This is a genomic window from Thiopseudomonas acetoxidans (assembly GCF_030362935.1).
In the GTDB taxonomy this organism is placed as follows: domain Bacteria; phylum Pseudomonadota; class Gammaproteobacteria; order Pseudomonadales; family Pseudomonadaceae; genus Thiopseudomonas; species Thiopseudomonas acetoxidans.
In genome coordinates this window covers 1-22,977 of the sequence record NZ_JAUCDY010000013.1, presented here as the reverse complement: position 1 = coordinate 22,977, position 22,977 = coordinate 1, and the positions used below count along the sequence as shown (strand labels likewise).

At 48.2% G+C, this 22,977-nt stretch carries 19 protein-coding genes and 2 pseudogenes; 13 read left to right on the top strand and 8 right to left on the bottom strand.

Annotation, left to right across the window (positions count from 1 at the left end; genetic code table 11):
- Positions 1 to 208 precede the first annotated feature (208 nt).
- Together QEZ41_RS09985 and QEZ41_RS09980 are read left to right on the top strand one after the other, a co-directional pair.
- Positions 209 to 379 (top strand): hypothetical protein, encoded by a 171-nt coding sequence (locus tag QEZ41_RS09985; RefSeq protein WP_289411355.1) that lies wholly within the window; start codon positions 209 to 211, stop codon positions 377 to 379.
- Positions 380 to 413: 34 nt separating this feature from the next.
- Positions 414 to 1,391 (top strand): annotated as a pseudogene (locus QEZ41_RS09980) (IS5 family transposase).
- Between the two features lie 153 nt (positions 1,392 to 1,544).
- Here QEZ41_RS09980 and QEZ41_RS09975 read toward each other — a convergent pair.
- A pseudogene (locus QEZ41_RS09975) lies at positions 1,545 to 1,985 on the bottom strand (DEAD/DEAH box helicase); the annotation flags it as partial.
- Between the two features lie 145 nt (positions 1,986 to 2,130).
- Between QEZ41_RS09975 and QEZ41_RS09970 the strand changes: the two are divergent.
- Positions 2,131 to 2,670, top strand: a complete 540-nt coding sequence (locus QEZ41_RS09970; protein WP_289411354.1) for a CIA30 family protein — start codon at positions 2,131 to 2,133, stop codon at positions 2,668 to 2,670.
- 128 nt (positions 2,671 to 2,798) lie between these two features.
- Here QEZ41_RS09970 and QEZ41_RS09965 read toward each other — a convergent pair whose 3' ends face one another.
- The 3 genes from QEZ41_RS09965 to QEZ41_RS09955 all read right to left on the bottom strand — a co-directional run bounded on the left by QEZ41_RS09965 (position 2,799) and on the right by QEZ41_RS09955 (position 5,529).
- Positions 2,799 to 3,419, bottom strand: a complete 621-nt coding sequence (locus QEZ41_RS09965) for a YajG family lipoprotein (RefSeq protein WP_289411353.1) — start codon at positions 3,417 to 3,419, stop codon at positions 2,799 to 2,801.
- Positions 3,420 to 3,784: 365 nt separating this feature from the next.
- Positions 3,785 to 4,846, bottom strand: coding sequence for a hypothetical protein (locus tag QEZ41_RS09960; protein ID WP_289411352.1), 1,062 nt, complete (start codon positions 4,844 to 4,846; stop codon positions 3,785 to 3,787).
- Positions 4,847 to 4,941: 95 nt separating this feature from the next.
- Complete coding sequence (locus tag QEZ41_RS09955) at positions 4,942 to 5,529, bottom strand: putative metalloprotease CJM1_0395 family protein (RefSeq protein ID WP_289411350.1); 588 nt, start codon at positions 5,527 to 5,529, stop codon at positions 4,942 to 4,944.
- A 176-nt stretch (positions 5,530 to 5,705) separates the two neighbouring features.
- On the opposite strand from QEZ41_RS09955, the gene QEZ41_RS09950 reads away from it, so the two are divergent.
- A complete protein-coding gene (locus tag QEZ41_RS09950; protein WP_289411349.1) occupies positions 5,706 to 5,945 on the top strand; it encodes a PA4570 family protein in 240 nt (79 codons plus the stop codon).
- Positions 5,946 to 6,525: 580 nt separating this feature from the next.
- Here QEZ41_RS09950 and QEZ41_RS09945 read toward each other — a convergent pair.
- The 3 genes from QEZ41_RS09945 to QEZ41_RS09935 all read right to left on the bottom strand — a co-directional run bounded on the left by QEZ41_RS09945 (position 6,526) and on the right by QEZ41_RS09935 (position 11,799).
- Positions 6,526 to 7,545, bottom strand: coding sequence for an endonuclease (locus QEZ41_RS09945; protein WP_289411348.1), 1,020 nt, complete (start codon positions 7,543 to 7,545; stop codon positions 6,526 to 6,528).
- 79 nt (positions 7,546 to 7,624) lie between these two features.
- Positions 7,625 to 9,412: a putative bifunctional diguanylate cyclase/phosphodiesterase gene (locus QEZ41_RS09940; protein ID WP_289411346.1), complete on the bottom strand. Its 1,788-nt coding sequence runs from the start codon at positions 9,410 to 9,412 to the stop codon at positions 7,625 to 7,627.
- 551 nt (positions 9,413 to 9,963) lie between these two features.
- Positions 9,964 to 11,799, bottom strand: coding sequence for a DUF294 nucleotidyltransferase-like domain-containing protein (locus QEZ41_RS09935; protein WP_289411345.1), 1,836 nt, complete (start codon positions 11,797 to 11,799; stop codon positions 9,964 to 9,966).
- A 283-nt stretch (positions 11,800 to 12,082) separates the two neighbouring features.
- On the opposite strand from QEZ41_RS09935, the gene yaaA reads away from it, so the two are divergent.
- Together yaaA and QEZ41_RS09925 are read left to right on the top strand one after the other, a co-directional pair.
- The gene (yaaA, locus tag QEZ41_RS09930; RefSeq protein WP_289411344.1) at positions 12,083 to 12,865 is read left to right on the top strand and encodes a peroxide stress protein YaaA; all 783 of its coding nucleotides are present in this window, start codon (positions 12,083 to 12,085) and stop codon (positions 12,863 to 12,865) included.
- A gap of 5 nt (positions 12,866 to 12,870) precedes the next feature.
- Positions 12,871 to 13,338, top strand: a complete 468-nt coding sequence (locus QEZ41_RS09925) for a multidrug transporter (protein ID WP_289411343.1) — start codon at positions 12,871 to 12,873, stop codon at positions 13,336 to 13,338.
- A gap of 44 nt (positions 13,339 to 13,382) precedes the next feature.
- Here QEZ41_RS09925 and QEZ41_RS09920 read toward each other — a convergent pair whose 3' ends face one another.
- Positions 13,383 to 13,772 (bottom strand): DUF6858 family protein, encoded by a 390-nt coding sequence (locus QEZ41_RS09920; protein ID WP_289411341.1) that lies wholly within the window; start codon positions 13,770 to 13,772, stop codon positions 13,383 to 13,385.
- Between the two features lie 175 nt (positions 13,773 to 13,947).
- Here QEZ41_RS09920 and QEZ41_RS09915 point away from each other — a divergent pair, with 175 nt between their 5' ends.
- The 7 genes from QEZ41_RS09915 to tal all read left to right on the top strand — a co-directional run bounded on the left by QEZ41_RS09915 (position 13,948) and on the right by tal (position 22,828).
- Positions 13,948 to 14,124: a hypothetical protein gene (locus QEZ41_RS09915; protein WP_289411340.1), complete on the top strand. Its 177-nt coding sequence runs from the start codon at positions 13,948 to 13,950 to the stop codon at positions 14,122 to 14,124.
- Positions 14,114 to 17,080 carry a sensor histidine kinase gene (locus QEZ41_RS09910; protein WP_289411339.1) on the top strand — a complete coding sequence of 989 codons (2,967 nt, stop codon included), beginning with the start codon at positions 14,114 to 14,116 and terminating at the stop codon, positions 17,078 to 17,080. The genes QEZ41_RS09915 and QEZ41_RS09910 overlap by 11 nt, the downstream gene beginning before the upstream one ends.
- Positions 17,081 to 17,098: 18 nt before the next feature.
- The gene (locus tag QEZ41_RS09905; protein ID WP_289411337.1) at positions 17,099 to 18,463 is read left to right on the top strand and encodes a sigma-54-dependent transcriptional regulator; all 1,365 of its coding nucleotides are present in this window, start codon (positions 17,099 to 17,101) and stop codon (positions 18,461 to 18,463) included.
- Positions 18,464 to 18,541: 78 nt separating this feature from the next.
- Positions 18,542 to 19,897, top strand: coding sequence for a TAXI family TRAP transporter solute-binding subunit (locus QEZ41_RS09900; protein ID WP_289411336.1), 1,356 nt, complete (start codon positions 18,542 to 18,544; stop codon positions 19,895 to 19,897).
- Between the two features lie 14 nt (positions 19,898 to 19,911).
- Positions 19,912 to 20,913 (top strand): nucleoid-associated protein YejK, encoded by a 1,002-nt coding sequence (yejK, locus tag QEZ41_RS09895; RefSeq protein ID WP_289411335.1) that lies wholly within the window; start codon positions 19,912 to 19,914, stop codon positions 20,911 to 20,913.
- Between the two features lies 1 nt (position 20,914).
- Entirely contained in the window at positions 20,915 to 21,877 is a 963-nt protein-coding gene (gene dusA / locus QEZ41_RS09890; protein WP_289411334.1) for a tRNA dihydrouridine(20/20a) synthase DusA, read from the top strand.
- Positions 21,878 to 21,907: 30 nt separating this feature from the next.
- Positions 21,908 to 22,828: a transaldolase gene (gene tal, locus QEZ41_RS09885; protein ID WP_289411333.1), complete on the top strand. Its 921-nt coding sequence runs from the start codon at positions 21,908 to 21,910 to the stop codon at positions 22,826 to 22,828.
- Positions 22,829 to 22,977 lie beyond the last annotated feature (149 nt).

Sequence of the window (22,977 nt, the reverse complement as noted above, 5' to 3'; positions counted from 1 at the left end):
TTGGGCGAACGTTCGAATCAAAGTTCTTATAGGGGCAGCATGCTATAGGGTCCCTCTCGAGCGGCCAAGCAGAGCCTTCTTAACCGCTTAACAGAAAAGCCCGTTTAAAGCTGTATAATTGCCTCATTTACAGAGTGCTTGGCTGTTGTACGGCGCTTGCTTATTATCGCTGTGCACTCATTTAGCCCTGCGCATTAAAAGGCTGCTCATGTTCAAAAAACTACTGAATACGCTCGATACGCTACTTTATTTACTGGTTGCCCCGTTTGGTATTTTATACGTCTACCCTCACTTTCTCCTGAGCGTTGAGCAACGCCTAGGCATTGAGCTGCCTAAGGAGGCGCTGAACAAACCCCATCCCCAGCGTATATCTTGGTAAAATAGCCTAATTCGTCAACACTGAGCCCGTACCCATGCAAATCACCTTCGCCGACGCCGAGTTCGCCAGCAAAAAGAAGCAAACCCGTCGTGATCGCCTGTTGGCCGATCTGGAAAGCCTGGCGCCTTGGGCTGTTCTGGAGGCGGTGATTGAGCCGCACTATCCCAAAACAGACGGCAAACAAGGTCGCCCAGCCATGGGGCTTTCCCGGATGCTGCGCATGTACATCCTGCAACAGGTGATGGGATTTTCCGATGAAGGCACGGAGGATGCAGTCTATGACAGCGCGGCGATTCAGCTCTTTATGGGCATCGACCTTGGGCGTGATGCCGTGCCGGATGCAACCACCTTATTGCGCTTTCGGCGACTGTTGGAAACTCACAATCTGACCCGGCAAATTTTTGCTGCAGTCAATTACCAGCTGGCGACTCAAGGGCTATACCTGAAGGAAGGCACGGTCGTTGATGCCACCATCATTTCTGCGCCGCCTTCTATCAAAAACGAAAGCAAAAGCCGTGACCCTGAAATGCGTCACGCCAAGAAAGGTAACCAGTATTACTTGGGCATGAAAGCCCACATCGGCGTTGATGCGGCCTGCGGCCTGGTGCATACGATGGTGACTACGCCTGCCAATACTCACGATGTAACCCAGGCGCATGCCTTGCTGCATGGCGAGGAGCAGGAGGTCTATGGTGACTCAGGGTATCAGGGCGCTGGGGAACGAGAAGAGAACAAGGGCAAAAAGGTAGACTGAGTGATTGCCATGCGTCATGGCAAGCGTCGCAAGCTGCGTGAAAGCGGTACGGAGAAAGGTCGGCTGGTCGAGAAAATCGAGCAGTTAAAGAGCCAGATTCGCGCCAAGGTTGAGCATCCGTTTTATTGGGTCAAGGTGCACTTTGGCCATCGCAAGACGCGCTACCGTGGTCTGGCGAAAAATACCGCCCAGCTGTATAGCCTGTTTGCTTTGGCGAACTTGTTTTGGTCGGAGCGATTTATGCCGTTGGCGGGATAAATCCGCCTAAAACCCGGGATGCTGCCCGGAAAAGCAGCAAAAACGGGTAAAACCGTTCAAAAATAGATGTTTTTATGACTCTGACGCTCGATTTTCAGAGCTGATTTGTAAAATTGATAAATTCGCTCGCTTGAGCGAATTTGTTCAGCGGTTCCTTAAGCCCGTGTTTTGTTGGCGCAACTGCTGGATAATGCGTTGATACTGGCTGTCCTCCTCGCCACTGACGCGATGACACTCATCAATAATCATCAGTGAGTATTCATCGTGAAACTGATCCAAATTCGCCGCCACCGATTGCACACTGGCAAAGGTCACTTGATGATGGCTGTCTTTACGGTTTAACCCCGCCGAGAAAATACCGCCCTCAACCCCATAGCTTTGGTATTTGGCGTGGTTTTGCTCCACCAGCTCTTTCACGTGGGTGACCACCAAAATTTTACGCCGTGCCAGCCGGGCCAATTCGGCAATCACCAGGCTTTTACCCGCACCGGTAGGCAACACAATCACCGCCGACTCATCGGACGTACGAAAGTGTTTAAGCGTGGCATCCACAGCTTCTTGCTGATAAGGCCGTAGGGTAAAAGACGTATTCATGTGGCAGTGCTTAATCTGACTCAACTGGAAAAAGCCATACTAACAAATCCCCCGACCTGCTAGCCTGTGAATAAACCTGTTCTGGCGTTTTAGCTGACTAGAATGGCCGGAATATTTACCTGCGCACCAAGAGGGCTTCCAGCGTATGAACGACACTTTCAACATCCAAGGCCCTGCCGTCCGTGAAGAGCAGCTGGTGGAGCTGTATCGCGCCAGCCAAACTCAGCCTACATCTTGGCGCGGGATTAGCGATCAGGTTATGGGCGGTGTGTCCAGTGCGTCCGTGCTTCAAGATGTGCGTCAGAATGCGAGCTGTAGCTGTTTAGTGGGCCGCACCTGTTTGGATAACAACGGCGGCTTCGTGCAAATGCGGCTAGAGATTGAACCGGACTGGTTGCGCGCTGATTACCAAGGCGTGTTTATCGAGCTCTACGGCAACGCACAGGATTACAACCTGCACGTAAAAACCACCCAGCTGACCCGCCCTTGGCAATCTTTTCGCTGCACTCTGCCAGTGGAACCACAATGGACACGTTTCATCGTGCCCTACGACCAACTGCACGCGCACCGTACCGATGCAGAGTTGCAGCCTATGAACATCCGCAGCGTGGCTGTGGTGGCCATTGGTCAAGCATTCGATGTTGATGTTTGCGTGCGGCGTTTTGGTTTTTATCTTAGCCGTTGAAAAAGCACAGAGATTTTGTGCAAAAGCGGCAGTGGTACTTAAGGATGCAACAGCTTAGACAGGCTGTCTCATTTTGCACGCATTGTGTTGAGCAGCACTAGACCACTCAACACAACTGGGCCAGCTAATTAATGCTCAAGTGCTTGGCGCACTTCATTGTCAGCGAAAATCGCTTCGAACCGTGCCTTGTACACTTCCTGCATGGCGTTAGCTATGACGCCTGAAGGGATAGCATCTTTGCCAGCAAAGTTTTTGTTTACTAGGGTATTCCCCTCGTTATCAAGAATGATGATATCTGTGTCGTAAAAGGCCGACTTAGCAAAGGCGTGATGGTCATATTTCCACTCGGAAAACGAGACGACCAAGGATTTCTCACCGTTCTGGCTGAGTTTTTCCAGCAAAACGCCTTTGGTTACGTCCAAGCTGGTGGGATAAAGTTCAGCAGTTATCCCAGCGGTTTTAAAGCCGTGCGTAAGACGCTTACCCAGATATAAACTCATTGGCTCACGCGTAGCGGTATTGTAGCTGTACGGAATGCCAAAGCCACTGCGTATAAGGCCTTCAAACGCTGGTGATTTGTCCTTATTAAGAACATAAGGGCGCTGATCCAACACAGCGATAACCAGTGGCTCTGCGTTTTTTTGAACACTTATCTTCGGTGCGGTCTGCTCTACTGTTTTCAAGCTGGAACAACCCACAAGATAAACGCTAAATATCCCAACCAGTAAAATTCTGATGTAGCTTTTCATCTTTTTTCCTTATTTTTCTAGTTTAAAGTTATGCCTGCTGCTTTGATATGCTTTGAAAATGCACGTAAAGAAGCGATTTTCCACCACCTTAGGGTGATAGCAAATCGATACCATACATTATTTCTAGATTTTTTCCAGCGACAAAACGCTACTAGGATTTAGGTAATTCTGCTTGGTTTTTAACAACCGGAGCTAGGTTTGTACCAGCCTGGTTGACACAAAGTGTGAACGGCTTTGCAAGAAGCTGCAAAGCTATGATTAAACAGGCATTAATTGCTGCGTCTCTTGGTGTGAAGCATTAATTTTTTCTGCTTAGGTTCTTGCGCAGCACGGGGTAATAAGGTCGTAATCCATTAAAACGTTTTTTATTGGCGGTTTTTTTGCTCAAGCGGCTGAAAAGGTAAAACCACTCTGTCAAAGGCATCAGGAATACCGTTGAGAATATACTGATAAACCTCACCATCATAATAGGCAACCCGTGGATAATCGTTAGCGGTGCCGTAGAGCATATAAGGCGTTTTATATACTTCACGTAGAAAATCCCGACCAAAATCCGTTTGAAAAAACCTCTTATCGCCATAAAACGTCCAGCCTGCGATCTTCTTATCGTTCATTTCAATTTCAATATTACCCTGTTCGTCTATCAGCGGATTTTGCAGCATATCAATCCTCGCATCATTATTGAAATGACTGCGCCAAGCAACATTGAAGCCTGCTGCTAATGAATCTACTGCTTGCGTTTGCTCGGGTGCAATTACCTCGAAATCAGCGAAATAAAAAGCAACATCATCAGCTGCATAGAGAAAAGCTGAAGTATCTGCTTCAGGCTGGCGCTGCATGCGATAAGCGGAAGGGAAAGCAGTGCACGCGTACTCACAGGTAAAGCTATAGCCAAATTTTGTTGCGGCAGTTGCATAGCGTTCTACAATTAATTGCTGTGCGGCGGCTTTGGCTAGTTCGGCTGAGTCTAAAACTTCGCCGTTTAACTCCTCAGGCAATAACACCACACTTGTTACTTTAAGACTTCCATCACCAGCAAGCATGGAGAGCGCAACGCCTCCAAGAAAAAGCGTATTACCAACACTACCACCCAATCCTGAACCTAGCTGTCCCACAGCTAAATCGGTAACCATTTGCGCCGCTATTGATACATCAGCCGCATCAGCCAAACTAAAACCGCCAGCTGCTGCAATATCTGGTGCGTTCTCGACCAAGTTGCGCGCCACTGCACCTCGTGTTTCGGGTTTTAGCAATGCTTGCGCCAGCCAGCTCACTTGATAACTACGCAGCTCGTTGTTTAATTTCTCTTTTTTAGTGCTGCGAGTAACTGAATGATAAATCGGATCTTTGATAATCACGCCACAGCCTGCATTTAGACTAAGTCCAACCATCAAAGCGCTGAAGCGTAAAAAACTGGTTAGTTTCATCAACGTATTTTCTTATTGCTTATTTTCTTATTGCTTAATTACAGATAAAAAGTTTTGGTTGCTCGGCTAGCTTGGTTTGATTTAACTGTACCGCTTTATGCCTGCAGCTGTAGTTGTGGTGCGTTATCAAAACCAGCGGCTGCACTCTGATACTGTTGCACCGCGGCTTGCTGATTAGCGTTATTTTGCGACTGAACCTTCTCATCTTCTGCGGATGGCTCTTGCTCATCTCGTTCGACGGCAGCTTGCTCGGCTCTGGCTTGGGCTTCCATTTGCGAAGCCTTGGCAGCTACGGCTCGATCCTGCCCAGAAGGTTCTGCCGGTGCTAAGGCAGCGGCGCGGATAATTTGTGCTTTACGCAGAGTTTCTTCGGGATTGCTGCCACTTGAGGTGTCTATTTTCACTTCGCCACCAACAGCATAGCTAACGCCATCAGGTCCACGCTGGTAGCTAAAAGATGCACCCGAAGTTGCTAATCCACCTGCAGCAGCCAAGTGCGCCATTTCATGGGCACGCACTTCACGGTCGCGCGCTTTGAGTTTTTCTACTTCCTTAAGCTGCTCGGGCGAGAGCGCTGCGTCCTTCTCTGGCTTTTTATATTCAGGCTTATCTGCCCCGCTCTGTTCGGAACGCGCGGCATAAGAATGCGTTGCAAAAGAATGGCCAACAGATGAAATATTCATGACGGCCTCCAGATGTAATGGATTTGATACTCACAGTATGCCGCGTGTGCAGCCGTTGTTCCAGTGTTAAGCCCGGAACAACACAAAACCTGAGGGCTGAATAAAAAACACTTGCATTCCTCTCAAATGATAACTATTCTCATTTAGCAGCTATTTCATACCTACAGGAAACTACCATGACTTACTTTATTGATGCTTGGCTCGACCGCCCACAGCCTTACCTACGCATTATCAACCGCCTTACCGGTCACACCTGCTTGCAGATCGAGGGCAACGAGTTAGAAAAACTGCGCGAGCAGGGCATTTTAGATATACAGGATCTGAGTAGCCCAGAACCGTCGCATATTAAAGAGCAGATACGTCAGTTGTTTTTATTTTGCCGTGGTCAGGCAGCACAGCGCACTACTCAGCAATGAAGTGATCACCTAAACCATCCACCCACAGTTACAGCCCGCAAGTGCACCGACTGCTTGGTTATGGCAAAAGCAACCAGCTCACACCTAACCTCCCAGTCGGACGCACGCCTAATAAATAAGATGCGCTCCCACAAAAGTGTTTTAGTTCGTACTGTTGATGTGGGGGCTTCTGTGGGAGCGCAACTCTTACGCGAACAAACCATCCAGCCATACCAAACCCAATCGCGCATAAGATGCGCTCCCACAACAGCCGTGCCCAAAACCAGCGATGTATCGGCCGCTCTACTGTGGGAGCGCAACTCTTACGCGAATAAACCAACCAGCAACACCAAACCCAATCGCGCATAAGATGCGCTCCCACAAAAGCCGTGCCCAAAAACCGGCAACGCAGCGGCCGCTCTACTGTGGGAGCGCAACTCTTGCGCGAAACAAATCATCCAGCAACACCAAACCCCAATCGCGCATAAGATGCGCTCCCACAACAGCCTGTTACGCGTGCGATAAACTCCAATCGCGCATAAGATGCGCTACTACGGTGGCGCGAAGCGGATTAAATCCAAGAAAACCACATTAGCAACTGCTAATTTGAACCTACAGCAGTACGGCAATTACCAGCCAGCTTATAACCTGCTTGCTGTGCTTCTTGCTCAGTTTTGAAGTAGACCGTATTACGTTCGCTCAGCTTGGCGAAACTGGGGCAACGATCTTTAATGTGGTAAAGCTGATTGGTTTTATTTCCTTTGATAGCTGTCGGCTGGATTGCTCCAGGCTGTGCGCGAGTAGGTTGAGTTGCTTGGGCTGTCTTTGGTGCCAAAGTCGGCTTGGAAACTGCTTGGGTCAATTGCCACTGCCGTTTGCCAGTGACAAATTCATTGTCATGCCCCATACGTTTAGCAATACGGTTATTACGCTCTAGCTCCCACTCGCTAACTGGGTATTTTGTATGCCAGTCCATAAACAGTTTTTGCTGGGCTGGACTCATGCTCAATTGATAACGGTCGTGAATATAAAAGTTTACCCGTGCCACAAAACCCTTTACCTCATCGCGCGGCTCAAACACCCGTCCGTTGAAGTCCGTTTTACTGCTGCAGCGTCCATATTGTTGCTCAGCGTGTTTCACAACACCAAAGCGATAGTTAGAGCGGTCGGCGTTGACCTCTCCTATCACTGGCGACAGGTTATGCATGTCCGCTTCCATAACATTAAAAACCGGATCGGTGGCATTACAGTTTTTGCGCCCACCCTCCTGCCAACACTGTCGTTGCCGTCCAAGCCAACTTGCTGGAACAATATGTTCCCACTCGATACGCTTAGCTCTGTGGGCTTGGGAGCGGATCGTATAACCGCAGCTGTACATATCAACCACCCCACCACTTTTACCTGTCCACTGCCAGTCACAACCGCAATAAAGCGTGCCCAAATGACCCTGATAGTTTTGGTCGGCATACACAGTTTCACGCAGCAAAACTTTTGCCGCAGAAAAATTTTCGGGTGCATCTGCAGGCTGCAAGTACAGTAAAATAGCTGCACTGATGGCGCTGGCTAAGAAAACGGCTAGGGTTTTTAAATTCAGTTGTTGGGATTTTTTACGTCTTGCCAAAATACAGCCTTACCAATAAAACGTACAATTGCATCGAGGCAACCTCAGGCAAACTGTGCGTAAAGAGACGGGTGATGGGTTAAGCGATGAGATCTTTATAACGGAAGCTTTGTAGCAGCTTGAGCATTTGCTCTGCAGGAATAGGTCGACTTATAAAATAACCCTGCACTTCATCACAAGCGCTTTGGGTTAAGAAATCAAGCTGTTCGCGGGTTTCGATTCCCTCGGCGACCACTTTGATATTCAGGTTGTGCGCCATGCTAATGACGGCCTTAGTAATCTGTGCGTCTGCATTATTGGTGGCAACGCCCTGAATAAAAGCCTGATCAATTTTGATGGTGTCTGCGGGGAACACTTTTAAATAGTTAAGCGATGAGAAGCCTGTACCAAAATCATCTATCGCTAAACGCACACCCAATTCACGCAAGCGCGTAAATTCTTCAATGACACTTTCAGCATTATCCAGCAGATGGTTTTCTGTTAGCTCTAACTCGAGCAAATGCGCTGGCAAACCGGTTTGCTCTAGAGTTTTAACCACCAAGCCCAGAATATTGCCTTGACGCACGTGGTGTACCGACAAATTTACAGAAACAGCTACCGGGTAACCATGCTGCTTCCAGTGCTTAGCGTGATTGCAGGCTTGCTCTAACACTTGCTCAGTAATGGCTTTGATTAAACCTGTTTCTTCAGCAATGGGGATAAACACAGCAGGTGATACAAGACCTAGCTCGGGATGATTCCAGCGCACCAAGGCCTCTACCGAGCTGATTTTTTGCGTAAGCAGATCTACCTTGGGCTGATAATGCGCACAGAGCTCACCATTGGCAATGGCATAGCGCAACTGTTGTTCAAGCTCCAGCCTTTCTAGGGCGGATGCCTGCATGCGCTCATGATAAAACTCAACGGTGTTTCCACCGTGATACTTAGCCTGCTTCAATGCCATGCTTGCTTGGGTAAGCAGATCACCTGCTTCAATTGCATGCTCAGGCATCAAGCTGATACCGATGGAGGTGGTAATAATTAAACTTTTATCAACCAGTTCAATGGGACGGCTAATGCGTTCCAAAGTAAGCTCTGCCAAGCGTCTTAAACTGGCAAAGCTGCCATATTGGCGCAAAATAATGGCAAATTCGTTACCACTTAAGCGCGCAACCGTATTGGCTTCTGAAAAAATGTCGTTAAGACGACGGCTGACTTGTACGAGCAACTGATCTGCACTTTCCACACCTAAGCTTTCATTCAAAACTTTGAATCGGTCCAAATCTAAATGCAGTAAAGCAAAACGGTTGGTTTTATCGTGGGAATAGGCGATTGATTCATTTAAACGTTGCTGAAAAAGCTCTCGGTTAGCCAAGCCGGTTAGCGCATCGTACTCGCTGAGGTATTTTACTTTCTTGCTATTTGCTTGGGCCGCACTGAGCACTTCATCGTTTTGCAATCGTTTGGTAATGTCTCTGCGCGTGCCCAGCATGCGTAGTGCGCGCCCTTGTTCATCGCGCTCCACTACCCGACCGCGGTCCTCAATCCATACCCAATGCCCATCCGCATGGCGCATGCGGTATTCGGCATAATACTCTTGCGTATGCCCTTTTAAGTGACCAATCATGGCTTTGCGCAAATCTTTTAAATCATCTGGATGCACAAGCGGGCGCAGATCAAGCAGCATGGATTGCCCTTGCTCTGTCGTCAGACCAAGGATTTCTTCGGTGCGTGTGTGATAGACCTGCTGTTCTAGCAGATCCCAATCCCATAAAGAAAGCTCACTCGCCTCCAATGCCAACTCTAAACGTTCTTGAGCTGCCGCCAACTGGGTTTGTGTCTTTTCTAATTCATAGTTCATTGATGGGTTTTTTTGCTGTCGTAGCATCTAATAACAACTCGCATAGCTAAATAAAGTGTTCCTATAAAGCTCCAATCACTTAAGGCTTTATGACTGCTGTTACCTATTTAGCAGAGCTTTGCCTTAACAATGGGCGCATGCACGCCAGCTCGCTTATCTACTGAAATATACTTCTGGTATTGGGTATACAAACACGTATGCGTTGTTTTATTGACTTATCCGTACTCAAAAAAGGGCAAATCCTTACGCTGCTTACTTCAACTCTTGTCATGCGTCACACCACTCGCACCGTACTTTAATCAAGCGTAATAGCAAAACGCCTGCACGCATACTATGCGATGCGCTTCACAATAAGCAATGCACTATAAATTAATTTTGACTTTGGTCAACAGAAAACAAGGTGCAAAATGACCCTTTAGTACGCTAGACAACTAGAACCACAGTTAAAAGCTTTTCTGCCATTTACATTTGCCTGCTGCTTGCCCAAAACAGATAAACCTCTGGAATACAGTACAGCCAGCAGCTTCTGTAAGCCTCCTCCAGAGGCTGCTTTAGCTGATTGGGGGGTGTCAGTGAAGTTAAAAATTAAGGCGGTAACGCATTGTCAGCGTTCGTTTAAAGTCTTTAACCACGATTAAAGAATCACGCAACAACTCGCGTTCAAACTTATTCAGGCGCTTAAATTCAATTTCATTGGGAATTTTGTCGTGCACAGCGTCAGTCTCTGTAACTCGGGCAATTTGTTGTTGCAACCGTAACTGAATAAAGAATGACAGTGCTTCCGCCAGGTTATTGGCCACTTCTTGATCGATAATATGCTTTTGTGCCAGCAACTCGATACGCTTAAACGTGTTGGTTTCAGTGATTTTCTGCTCAAGCGCTAAGGTACGCACGCCATGCACGATAGGGAAAACCCCAGCTTTCTTAATATCCAATCCACTGCCGGTTAAACGACCAAAGAAGGACAAGGGTGTATCAAAATCCAACGCACTGCGGGAAAAATGCGCGAAAAACATGTCGTTATCTTGAATGCGTCTGAAGAAAATATTACGTGATACTTTAAAGAGCGCGGTATTACCTGCCACAGGCTTGCTGTCTGCAGCGATGGCTAAGTTCATCAAGGCATCCCCATCACAGCTTTTACTCCAACGGGTTAGCTTTTCAGCCCATTGTTTAGCCGAGTTAACCCATTCCGGATTAGACACCATGATGTTGCCAGGACAGGGGGGAAACCCAAATGAAATAAGCGTTTCACTAAATTTCTGCATGGTTTTATGCATTTCTGGCCAGTCCAAGCCATCACGATAAATCACACCGTTGTCTTGGTCGGTTTTCATGATTTGCTCACCGCGTCCTTCCGAGCCCATCACAATCAAACACACATGCGGATGCACTTCCTTGGGCACAATCAAGTCAAATAGTTTGCTCAAAATCCGTGCATTCATTACCGACAGCAGCTCCATCATAAAGCGCGTCTTAACGCCCGATGAAATTAACGCTTTAATCAGATCAAACAAACCAAACGACGCCTCACGCAGCTCATCAATGGTTTGTGCACGCTCTACCCGTAGACCAATCACATGCGAATGGCTAGAGAAGTAACTCAAGACATCCGTTAGCTCAATCACGCCCACTAACTTCTTGTTTTCACCCATCACCACCACACGCTCAATTTTTTGCTGCGTCATAATGATCAGTGCGTTAAACAGGTAATCATCGGGCCGAATGGTTATCAGGCGGTAACTGGCGATTTCCGACACATCGGTATCGAGCGGTAAATGATTTAAAATCGCCGCATCCAACAAATCTGTACCAGTGACCATGCCATAGCGCATGCCCTTCTGCGCCAGCATGCAGTCGGCTTTACTTTCACGCATTAAGCGCGTGGCCTGCTCAATCGAGGTTCCCTCAGGCACTATTAATGGCTCGCGAATGGTGCTGTCCTGAATGCGCGCCAGCATAAACTCAGCCATATCCTGGCTGGGCGCCTGCTGGGCAACAATTTCGCGCTTAGCTCTTAAGTTTTGTTGGAAAAAATCAGCAAAACTTGGGTTGCTGTCAATCAAATCAAACAGCATTTGTGTGGGTAGTAGGTGGCAAACTGTAGGCTCTACGGCGGTGAAGCGATGAATAGCAGTGCCATTAAAGAGTGACCAGCTACCAAAGTACTCCTCTTGCTCGTAATACATAAACACACTCAGTGCTGCTGAGCTGCTGGCCTGCTGCTGAGCAGGATCCGTTTCTGCAACACGGCCACTCTGTAATACATAGATACCTTTAGGTGTCTCTCCGACTTCTAAAACCACATCTCCAGGAGCATATTCAATACGTTGAATTGCGCCCAACAATGCTTCTTGCTCGTGCTCGTTTAACACGCTAAAGGGCAAATTGTGTAGGTTGAATGTAGCTGACATGCGCTTCTCCTTGTTGTTATGTTGGCGCGGGTACAAAACCTTTTTGCTGAACACTACAAATTACTATATTGCCTTGTCATACTATTACTAACTGACTTGAGTCAAGACGCCTCAGTAATTTAAAGTAAATTTGCGCATCACTACTCTATACATTCAGTGTTAACGACTCTACGCCTGCTTAATCCACCGAATGCGCATCCTAGCCGCTTTCCACTATAAGATTACTTAGCGAACACACTACCCTATACTACTGCAATACCCTTCCAAATAAGAGGATAGACTCATGTTGATGCTGATTTCACCAGCAAAAACCTTGGATTACACTACGCCGCCCACCACTAAGCACCACACGCAACCACAGTTTTTGCCACAAGCACAGGAATTAGTCACTGTTTTACAGCAGTACAGCCCAGCGGACTTAGCCAAACTCATGGGCCTGTCGGATAAACTCGCAGGATTAAATACAGCGCGCTTTGCCCAATGGCAACCTGACTTTACTCCTGACAATGCCAAACAAGCCCTACTGGCTTTCAAGGGCGATGTCTATACTGGTCTAGATGCTGAAACTTTAAGCGAATCCGAGCTAGGCTACGCACAAAAGCACCTTAGAATTCTTTCTGGACTGTACGCGGTATTACGTCCGTTGGACCTCATGCAAGCCTACCGCCTAGAAATGGGTACCAAACTGGTCAATCCACAGGGCAAAAACCTCTATAGCTTCTGGGGCGACAGCATTACCGAGCACTTGAATCAGTACATGCAAGAAAACAGTCTCTCAACCTTGCTTAATTTGGCTTCCAACGAGTACTTTAAAGCCGTCAAGCCAAGCAAGCTGCAAGCAAACCTTGTCAATGTCGATTTTAAGGATTTAAAAAACGGTCAATACAAAATTATTAGCTTTTACGCTAAAAAAGCACGCGGCATGATGGCGCGTTACGTAATACAAAACCAAATTAACACCCAAGCACAATTACAAGCATTTGACAGTGGCGGCTACTACTTCAGCACCGAGCAGTCCAAGCCCAACCACCTTGTTTTCTTACGCGAACACGCGAACGAGTCCTAACCAACATGATACCCCCTGTATTATTTCCACTCTTTACTTGGCTGGCGTTGCTCATACGCTACCCAAAGCGCACTCTTGCGATTGCCGTGCCGGTTTTCACTGGAATATTAGGCATTGCAATATGGGTGCAGTGGCAAGAAAAAAGCAACGAGCACCTACTCAATCAGTTGAGTATCGAGCTGGCTTATTCTACAACCATCTGCCCAATTGACCGCCCGCTGGCGATAACAGTAGACAACACCACTGAGCGCAGATTAAGAGAACTTAGTTGGCAGGTTGCCGCCTACCTACCTGGCGAGCGCGTCAACCTAGCCCGCTCTGGTTTTGATGAAACCAGCTACATGCTGCCCAATGTGTTGCCGGCTAAACAAAGCTGGCAACACTGTTTGCCATTGCCCAACCTTAGAGCCGGTTACCGCGCCAGCACCCTGGAGTACAGCGCACAGGATTTGAAAGGTAAGTTTGAGCGATAAAATCGCTTCACAGGCAACACAAGCCTGCGACAAAACCCACCGTTCTACTCAGCCAGCGCTTTAACCCAGCCCTGCATCACCTCATTCATTTGCGGATTAGGCGCCTGCATAAAGGTAATGACAAAGCTGTCGGTTAGTTCGCACACACCAAATGAGCGCGGGCGTGGAGCCATAGCCTGCGGGCTGGGCAGCTTAATGCCAAAGCAAAATACCAAGCTTTTAGCGGCCTGAATATTTTCAGCAATTTCACCATTGGGCAACGCACTCGTGTGCGCGTGGTGGTCAAAAACCGCAATCTGGCAAGCAATAGGATCAGCACTGATCTTATCTTCAAGCACGGCAATAATTTCATCTACTGAATTAAAGCGCGTAGTATTTTTGGCTAACGTGAAGCTATAGGTTGGATACTTGTCTAAAAAGTTCGAGAATTGCATGCTGACTCCTAAAATCACCAAAATTAATTTACCCTTAAGTATAGCTTTATTGTCCGTAGCCATCCTGTGCTTTTTGCCTCAGCAAACAGCCGCACTACTAAAGAGTAAGCCACGCAAAGCTAGCAGCTCAGCCGCATAATAGTTACTATTAGTAACAATTTCATCAGGTTACTGCATGTATATTTACCGCCTCGTTTTAATTCTCGTTATAGGTATTTATTTGTTCTCGCCAGCCATCATGGACTGGTGGACTGCCGTGCATAATGAATGGTATCGCCCTTATCTGCTGTGGCTCATTCTCATCGTCGTTACTTTCTTACTACAAGCCCAGCGAGATACTGATGAGTTTTAGCCTTACACATCTGATTTTAATCAGCATTTCCTACTTAATCACCCTCTTCGCTGTTGCTTGGATGACCGAGCGCGGCTGGGTTCCGCGCCGACTGGTGCGCCATCCCATCACCTACACCCTATCCATAGGTGTTTACGCCAGCTCATGGGCATTCTACGGTGCAGTCGGACTCGCCTATCGCTACGGCAATGGTTTTTTATCCATCTATCTGGGCTTATCTGGTGCATTCTTATTGGCTCCGGTGTTGCTGTATCCAATACAACAGCTTACGCGCACGCACCAACTTTCATCACTGGCGGATCTATTTGCCTTTCGTTTTCGTAGCAGCACCGCTGGCGCCGTGACGGCTCTGGGTTTACTCATCGGCTCACTCCCCTTGTTGGCACTGCAAATTCAGGCCGTAGCAGAAACCGTCAGCATCATGACCGGCAAAGCCATACTGAATGAAATAGCGCTCTTTTATTGCGTACTCATCGCCCTGTTTTCAATACTCTTTGGCGCACGCCACTCAGGCAGCCGTGAAAAACACGAAGGATTGGTGTTTGCCATCGCCTTTGAATCACTGGTCAAACTCATCGCTATCCTTTGCGTGGGCGGCTACGCACTCTGGTATATTTTTTCTGGCCCAAGTGATTTAGAAAACTGGCTCCTTGATAACAAACAGTTTCTTAACTACATGCAGGTCCCACTGCAAGAAGGTCCATGGCGCACGTTACTGCTGCTGTTTTTCTCCTCTGCCATTGTTATGCCGCACCTGTACCACATGGTGTTTACTGAAAACCTCAACCCACGCGCCATGATGACCGCCAGCTGGGGCTTGCCCTTATTTTTACTGTTGATGAGTTTGCCCGTGCCCATTATTTTATGGGCAGGACTCAAGCTCGAAGTAGCCAGTATTGCCGACTACTTCACCCTAGGACTGGGTATTACCGTCAACAACCCCAACCTTGCCTTAATCGCATTTATGGGCGGCCTATCTGCAGCCAGTGGCGTAACCATCGTTTTAACCATTGCCTTATCGGGCATGGTGCTCAACCATCTTATTTTGCCGCTTTACCCACCCAGCGCAGAAAACAACATTTATCGCTGGCTCAAGTGGAGTAGACGCTTATTAATTTTTGCCATTATTGCTGCTGCCTACACCCTTTATATCGTCCTCAGTTCCAACCCAGACCTTTCCAGTTTAGGCATCATTGCCTTCGCCGGCACACTGCAGTTTTTCCCTGGTGTATTAGCCACTTTGTACTGGCCCAAAGCCAACCGTTATGGATTCATTAGCGGCGTCACTGCAGGGTTACTAATTTGGGGAGTTGGACTACTACTGCCCTTGCTGTCTAATGTGCGCCACCTAGTGGTTCCCGGGCTAAACCTGAACTACCAGCTTGATCCCAATAGCTGGCATAACTACAGCATCTTGGCGCTAAGCGTTAACTGCAGTATTTTCGTCGTGGTCTCCTTAATCACCCGCACTAGCAAAGAAGAAAAGCGTTCCGCGCAAGCTAGCGCAATTAACAAAGTCATCATGCCGGAGCGACGTACCCTGCAAGCTGGTTCAGCGCAGGACTTCGCCCTCGCCCTAGCCAAACCCTTAGGCGCCACGACCGCCCAGCGTGAAGTGGAACATGCTCTACAACAATTGGGTTTACCCTTTGACGAAAGCCGCCCCTTTGCTCTCAGACGGTTAAGAAACCAAATTAAAGCCAACCTTTCGGGACTCATGGGGCCGAGCATTGCACAGGACTTAGTCAGCACCTTTCTGCCCTATACCAACAACAGCGAATCCTATCAAACTGAAGACATTCACTTTATTGAAAGTCGGCTAGAAGACTATCGTTCACGCCTAACAGGCTTGGCTGCCGAGCTGGATGCACTGCGACGTTATCATCGACAAACCTTGCAAGACTTACCGCTAGGTGTTTGCTCGTTGTCCGCCGATCAAGAAATCCTCATGTGGAACCGTGCTATGGAGACACTTACTGGTATTGCCGCAGCACGTGTCATAGGCTCACGCATCCAACATATTGATCAGCCTTGGCGAGAGTTATTAATGGATTTTGTACAAGGCAGTGATAACCATTTTTATAAGAAAAAACTACAAAACCAATATGAATCACGCTGGCTTAACCTTCACAAAGCCGCTATCGACCAACTGGTTTCATCCGGTGCGGGCGGATTGGTTCTATTAATAGAAGACACCACACAAACCCGCCTACTGGAAGACAAACTCATGCACGCCGAACGCTTGGCGTCCATTGGCCGCTTAGCCGCCGGCGTGGCACACGAAATCGGCAACCCCATCACTGGCATTGCCTGCTTGGCGCAAATTGTGCGCGAAGAACGTACCGAGGATGCTGAACTGCTTGAAATCAGCGAACAAATCATCGAACAAACCAAGCGTGTAACTCGCATTGTGCAATCCATGATGAATTTTGCCCGCTCTGAACACCAAATTAGAGAGCAATTTGTCCCAGTGCAGCTATATGATGTGTGCAATGAAGCAATCAACCTGCTACGACTCAATCAACAGCAAAAGCCCGTTGATTTTATTAACCAAATAGACCCACACTTTTTTGTGCTTGGCGATGCACAGCGTTTAGGTCAAGTATTTATTAACCTGCTCGATAACGCCCGCGATGCCAGCCCAGCCGAATCAAGCATCCGCATTAGCTCACGCGCTAGCAGTACTGAAGTCTGGTTATACATTGAAGACCAAGGCACGGGTATTGATGCGGCCTTTATCGAGCAACTGTTTGAGCCTTTTTTCACCACCAAAGATCCCGGTCAAGGTACTGGACTTGGCTTGGCCATGGTATTTTCCATTATCGAAGAACATCAAGGTGATATTTCTATTGATAGCCCTTGTGATAAGGTTAACCAACGTGGAACCCGTTTTTGTATTCGTTTACCGCGGCACACTCCAACAAAAACCAACGTGCCAGCACTAATCGAGCAATAACCCTCTTGAGAGAAAGCAATGCCCCATATTTTAATTGTTGAAGATGAGCCCATTATTCGCTCGGCCTTAAAGCGTTTGTTGGAACGCAACGGCTATCAAACCAGCGAAGCTGGATCAGTTCAGGAAGCACAGCCTTTGTTGGCTGCCAATGAATTTGACCTCATCGTCAGTGACTTGCGCCTTCCCAGTGCACCCGGTACTGAAATGATCAAACTGGCTGGAGAAATCCCCGTACTGATCATGACCAGCTATGCCAGCCTGCGCTCAGCCGTGGACTCTATGAAACTGGGTGCCATCGACTATATAGCCAAGCCCTTTGAACATGACGACATGCTGCAAAGCATCGCGCGTATTTTACAAGAACGTCAACAGCAACCGGATCCAGCTGATACGGTAAAAACATCATCCTGTGATAACAGCGACTTAGGCATTATTGGCAGCAGTCCGGGCATGTTAACGCTGTTCGATAAAATTCGTAAAGTTGCCCCCACCGATTCCAACGTGCTGATTCAGGGTGAGTCCGGTACAGGTAAGGAACTGGTTGCTCGCGCTTTACATCGGCTCTCCAAGCGTGCTCAGGAGCCCATTATTTCAGTTAACTGCGCGGCTATTCCAGAAAGCCTGATTGAGTCAGAATTATTCGGCCATGAAAAAGGCGCTTTCACTGGTGCAGATCGCGCCCGCGCAGGTCTGGTTGAAGCCGCTCACGGTGGCACACTGTTTCTAGATGAAATTGGCGAGTTACCCCTAGAAGCTCAAGCGCGCTTATTGCGTGTTCTGCAAGAAGGGGAAATCCGCCGTGTCGGCTCAGTACAGTCACAAAAAGTCGATATCCGTTTGATTGCAGCAACACACAGAGACTTAAAATCCTTATCGCAAAGTGGCCAGTTCCGTGAAGATCTATACTACCGCTTGCATGTGATCGCCCTGAACCTTCCCGCCTTGCGCGAGCGCGGTGATGACATTATTGAAATTGCCAAGGCTTTGCTTGAACAGCAACGCTTGCGCCTTGGTCGTGAGCCCATGAAATTTAGCAAGCAAACCCTAACCACGCTGGAAAAATACCCTTGGCCGGGTAACGTCAGAGAGCTGGAAAACGCCATTGAGCGTGCGGTGATTCTGTGCGAAGGCACTGAGATCAATACCGAATTGCTAGGGATTGATGTAGAAATTAAACATTCCAACGTGGAAGAAGAAACCTCCTCATCCAATACGGATCCTTCTATGGAAGGCTATTTCCAGCGCTTTGTTTTAGAGCATCAAGATCACATGACAGAAACGGATCTGGCGAGCAAATTGGGCATTAGCCGTAAAAGCTTGTGGGAGCGCCGCCAACGTCTAGGAATTCCGCGTAAAAAAGGCTCTAAAAGCGACAGCACCTGATGTCGTGGGCTGATTTTTAGCACAGCCAACACGCAAATAATTATTCAGTGTTTTCTTAAGTCTCACCGGTAACTTACTATGAGCCAATCCCTCAAAGACCTCTCTATCTTTATTCGCGCCAACCTTTGGTTGGTGCCTGTTATTGCAGCACTGCTGGGCGCTGTATTTTACTATGCTGCCCCGCCGCCACCCATGCGCATGACCATCAGCGCAGGCTTTCCCGCCGGCGGTTATGAAACCTTTGCCAAAAAGCTTAAAACTGAGCTGGCCAAGCAAGGCTTTGAGCTGGAAATTATTAACAGCAGTGGCTCACAACAAAACGTAGAGCGTCTACTCGACCCAAACAGCGGTGTCGATATTGCCTTGCTGCAAAGTGGTCAGGAGTTGGGGTTAAACGAGAATGAGCGCGCGCAATTATTCAGTCTGGGCGCTATGTATCAAGAACCTTTGTGGTTATTTTTACGCAAAGGGGTAAAGGTTAACACCCTGGCCGACTTAGCCAAATACCGCGTTGCCATTGGCAGCCCTAATGGCGGTAGCAGTCTTATTGTATTGCCTCTGCTGCAGGCAAACGGCATTGACATAGACAACCTAGGTGACAACTGGCATCTGTATTCTGGTCCCAAAGCAACTCAAGAGCTGTTGGAAAAAAAACTCGATGCTGTGTTTCTCATGGTACCGCCCGAAAACGAATTTATTCAAAAATTCGCCAGCAACCCCGAAGTGGAATTGTTTCATTTTGAGCGCGCTATCGCTTATGAGCGGCACTTTCCTTTTGTGAAAGGCTTGGAGGTTAACCAAGGCTTGCTCAGCATTGCCCAAAACCTGCCCAAAGAAAATACTACCACCCTGTCCTCCAAGGCTTTACTGGTGGTTAACGACTCATTCCACCCCGCACTAACCCCACTGGTTTTAGCTGCGGCGCGCGAAGCCATGAAAAAAGGCACCCTGCTCGATGAGCCGGACACCTGGCCGATTGAAGATCAAAACGCTTTTCCAATGCTCGATGAAGCCGCCTATTTTTACACCAAGGGTTTACCGTTATTGCAGCGTTATCTGCCGTTTCGCATTGCCTCACTGGCCGACCGCTACATCATCTTGCTGTTCCCTTTACTGGTAGTGCTGTTTCCCCTGTTTAAAGTGGCAGGTCCTGTCTACCGCTGGCGTATCCGCTCGCGCATCTATCGTTGGTATAAAATCCTGCGTGATATCGACAAAAAGCTACTGAAAGACACCACACCCGAAAACCTAGAAGAAGAAATACAGCGCTTGCTGTTGATGCAAAACGATCTGGCTAAAGTGGAAGTACCACTGGCTTTTACCCATGAGCTGTATGAGCTACATCTACATGTGCGCTATGTAGTACAGCGCCTAAAACAGCTACAAGACTCCAATGACTCAGCACAAGCATCCTATAACCACCTAATTCTTTAATACAGCAGTCCCTTATGCCCATTCATCATTGCGTTATTCATTTTCTCGAAAAAAAACCTAACGACAGCCCAGCATCCCTTAACCTGAGCGCTGAGCCACTTAACGACCAAGACAAGCTGGAAAACCTGTTGGCTGATTTAAACCATCACTACAACAGCAAGCCGAGCAAGTCTTGGGCGTTTTTTAATAACAGCCAAAGCTCCGGTTTGGCCCAGCAATTAGAGTTATTGCTAACCGAGCAGTTGGATTTCTACAGCCTAAGTGAGCAACTAGCCAAAGCCTGGCAAAAAACACTGGACGAGCAACAAATTTTTATGCGTGCCCACCTGTGCTTAGTGCATTACCACCAAGGTGCGGGTGATTACCTGCTGATTACATTTTTGCCGCAAACCCAAGGTTTTAGCATCAACGCTGCACTTGAGCTTACGGATGTGCAACACCTGGATTTAAGTCAAATGAGTCTTGCTGCCCGCATTAATCTGAGCGAATGGCGTAATAATCCCAAGTCCAAACACTATATTTCTCTACTTAAAGCCAAGGGCGGCAAAAAAGTCACCGAAGCTTTCGCTGAGTTTATCGGTTGCGAAGAAGGTGCAGATGCTCCCAGCGAAACCCGCACCCTACTGCAGGCGTTTAGTGATTATGTCGATGACAACGAACTAAGCGAAGAGCACGTCAAGGAAAAAACCAACACCCTGGTGCGCTATGCTAACCAACAAAGCCGCCAAGGTGATGCCGTTGCACTCACTGAACTGTCTGAAGTACTGGATGAGGAAAACCCACAGGCTTTTTACAACCATATTCGTAATAAAGACTACGGCTTAAGCCCCTACGTCCCTACCGATCGCCGCACCCTGAGCCAGTTTCAACGTTTTAGTGGCCGCGCTGAAGGACTTTCAATTAGCTTTGAGGCACACTTACTGGGTTCTAAGGTTGAGTATGATGAAGCTCAAGATACGCTGATCATTCGTAACCTACCGACTCAGCTCAAAGACCAGCTAAAAAGGCAGAATTAAGATGTTTGCCGTCGCCCCGATGTTGGATTGGACCGATCGCCACTGCCGTTATTTTTTACGCTTGCTCAGTAGCCGCGCTACTCTGTACAGCGAAATGGTGACCACCGGTGCTTTAATTCATGGTGATGTACAGCGGCATCTTGCGTTTAACGACACTGAACATCCCTTGGTGCTGCAGCTAGGCGGTAGCGTGCCACAAGAAATGGCACAGTGCGCGCGCATGGCGCAAGACTGGGGTTATGACGAGGTCAATATCAATGTTGGCTGCCCCAGCGACCGCGTGCAAAACAACATGATTGGTGCCTGTTTAATGGCGCACCCTGATCGTGTCGCTGAGTGCGTGGATGCCATGCGTCAAGCGGTGGATATTCCCGTGACCGTTAAACACCGCATTGGCATTAACGGCCGCGATAGCTATCAGGCGCTGGTGGATTTTGTCGGCATGGTAGCCGAAGCTGGCTGTGAGCATTTTATCGTACATGCACGCATTGCGATTTTAGAAGGTTTATCGCCCAAGGAAAATCGCCATGTGCCGCCACTACGTTATGAGGTAGTGCAACAGCTTAAGCAAGAGTACCCGCACCTACAGATGACGCTTAACGGCGGCATTAAAACCCTTGACGAATGCGAGGAGCACTTACAAACCTTTGAAGGTGTGATGCTTGGACGTGAGGTATATTCAAACCCTTGGCTACTCACTGAGGTGGATCAGCGACTGTATCAAGACAACAACAGCCTTGCGCCAACAAGTCGCAGTGAAGTCATGCTCAAACTGCGTGCTTACATTGAACAGCAAGTTGCACAAGGGGTTAAAGTAACCCATATTACACGGCATATTCTCGGGATTGCTCAAGGGTTTCCCGGTGCACGACGTTTTCGACAACTTCTATCGGCTGATATCCATCGTCATGAAAACCAACTCGCCGTATTCGACCAAGCTATTGAGGTTTTGCAAGGGCGCTAAACACATTCTACTTACGGGGTTAACACAAAAATGGCTTCAAAACTGGCACAACTTAAACAATTCACCACCTTGGTTGCCGATACCAGCGACGTTGAGCTTATCCGTCAATTGCAGCCAGAGGATGCCACCACTAACCCCACCCTGCTACTGAAAGCTGCACAGCAAGCGCAATACAGCCAGCTGCTTAGCCAAGCAAAAGCGGCCCACCCAACCGACACGCGACAAGCCGCCGTGGATTTTGCGGTCGCTGTGGGCAAAGAAATAAGCCTGCTGATTCCGGGACGAATTTCCACCGAAGTGGACGCGCGTTTATCTTTCGATGAAGAAGGCACCTATACCGCTGCCTTAGAGTTGATTAATGCCTACCAAGCGCGTGGCTTGGACAGTGAACGCATCCTGATTAAAATCGCTGCCACCTGGGAAGGCATTCGGGCGGCTGAGCGTCTTGAAAAACTAGGCGTGCAAACCAATCTGACGCTATTGTTTTCCTTCGCTCAAGCGGCTGCCTGCGCTGATGCAGGTGTGTATTTAGTTTCTCCCTTTGTGGGACGGATTTATGACTGGTACAAACAGCGGATGAACCGTGATTACAGCGGTACTGAAGATCCGGGTGTGCAGTCGGTGTCGCGTATTTACCGTTATTACAAAAGCAATAATTTTGCCACCATTGTGATGGGTGCAAGCTTTCGTAATATGGGGCAGATTGAGTCATTAGCTGGCTGTGATCGTCTAACTATTAGCCCAGAGTTATTGGCGCAGCTAGCGCAAACTGACGGCGTGCTTGAGCGTCGTCTGTCACCTGGACAAAAAGGGGAAGCCTTGGTGCAGCTGGATGAAAGCGCCTTTCGCTGGAACCACAACGAAGACGCCATGGCCACAGAAAAACTCGCCGAAGGGATTCGTGCATTTGCCAACGACCAGCGCAAACTAGAGCAGCTATTCACCGCATAAACCTGACACACACTTAGCTCTTATAGGAGCGCATCTTATGCGCGATTGGGTTTGGTGTTGTTGGATGGTCCGTTGGAATGCACCCCATTTATTGGACTGCGTTTACACAATTGTTTTCATACTTGAGTCTGTATTGTACGGGGCTCATT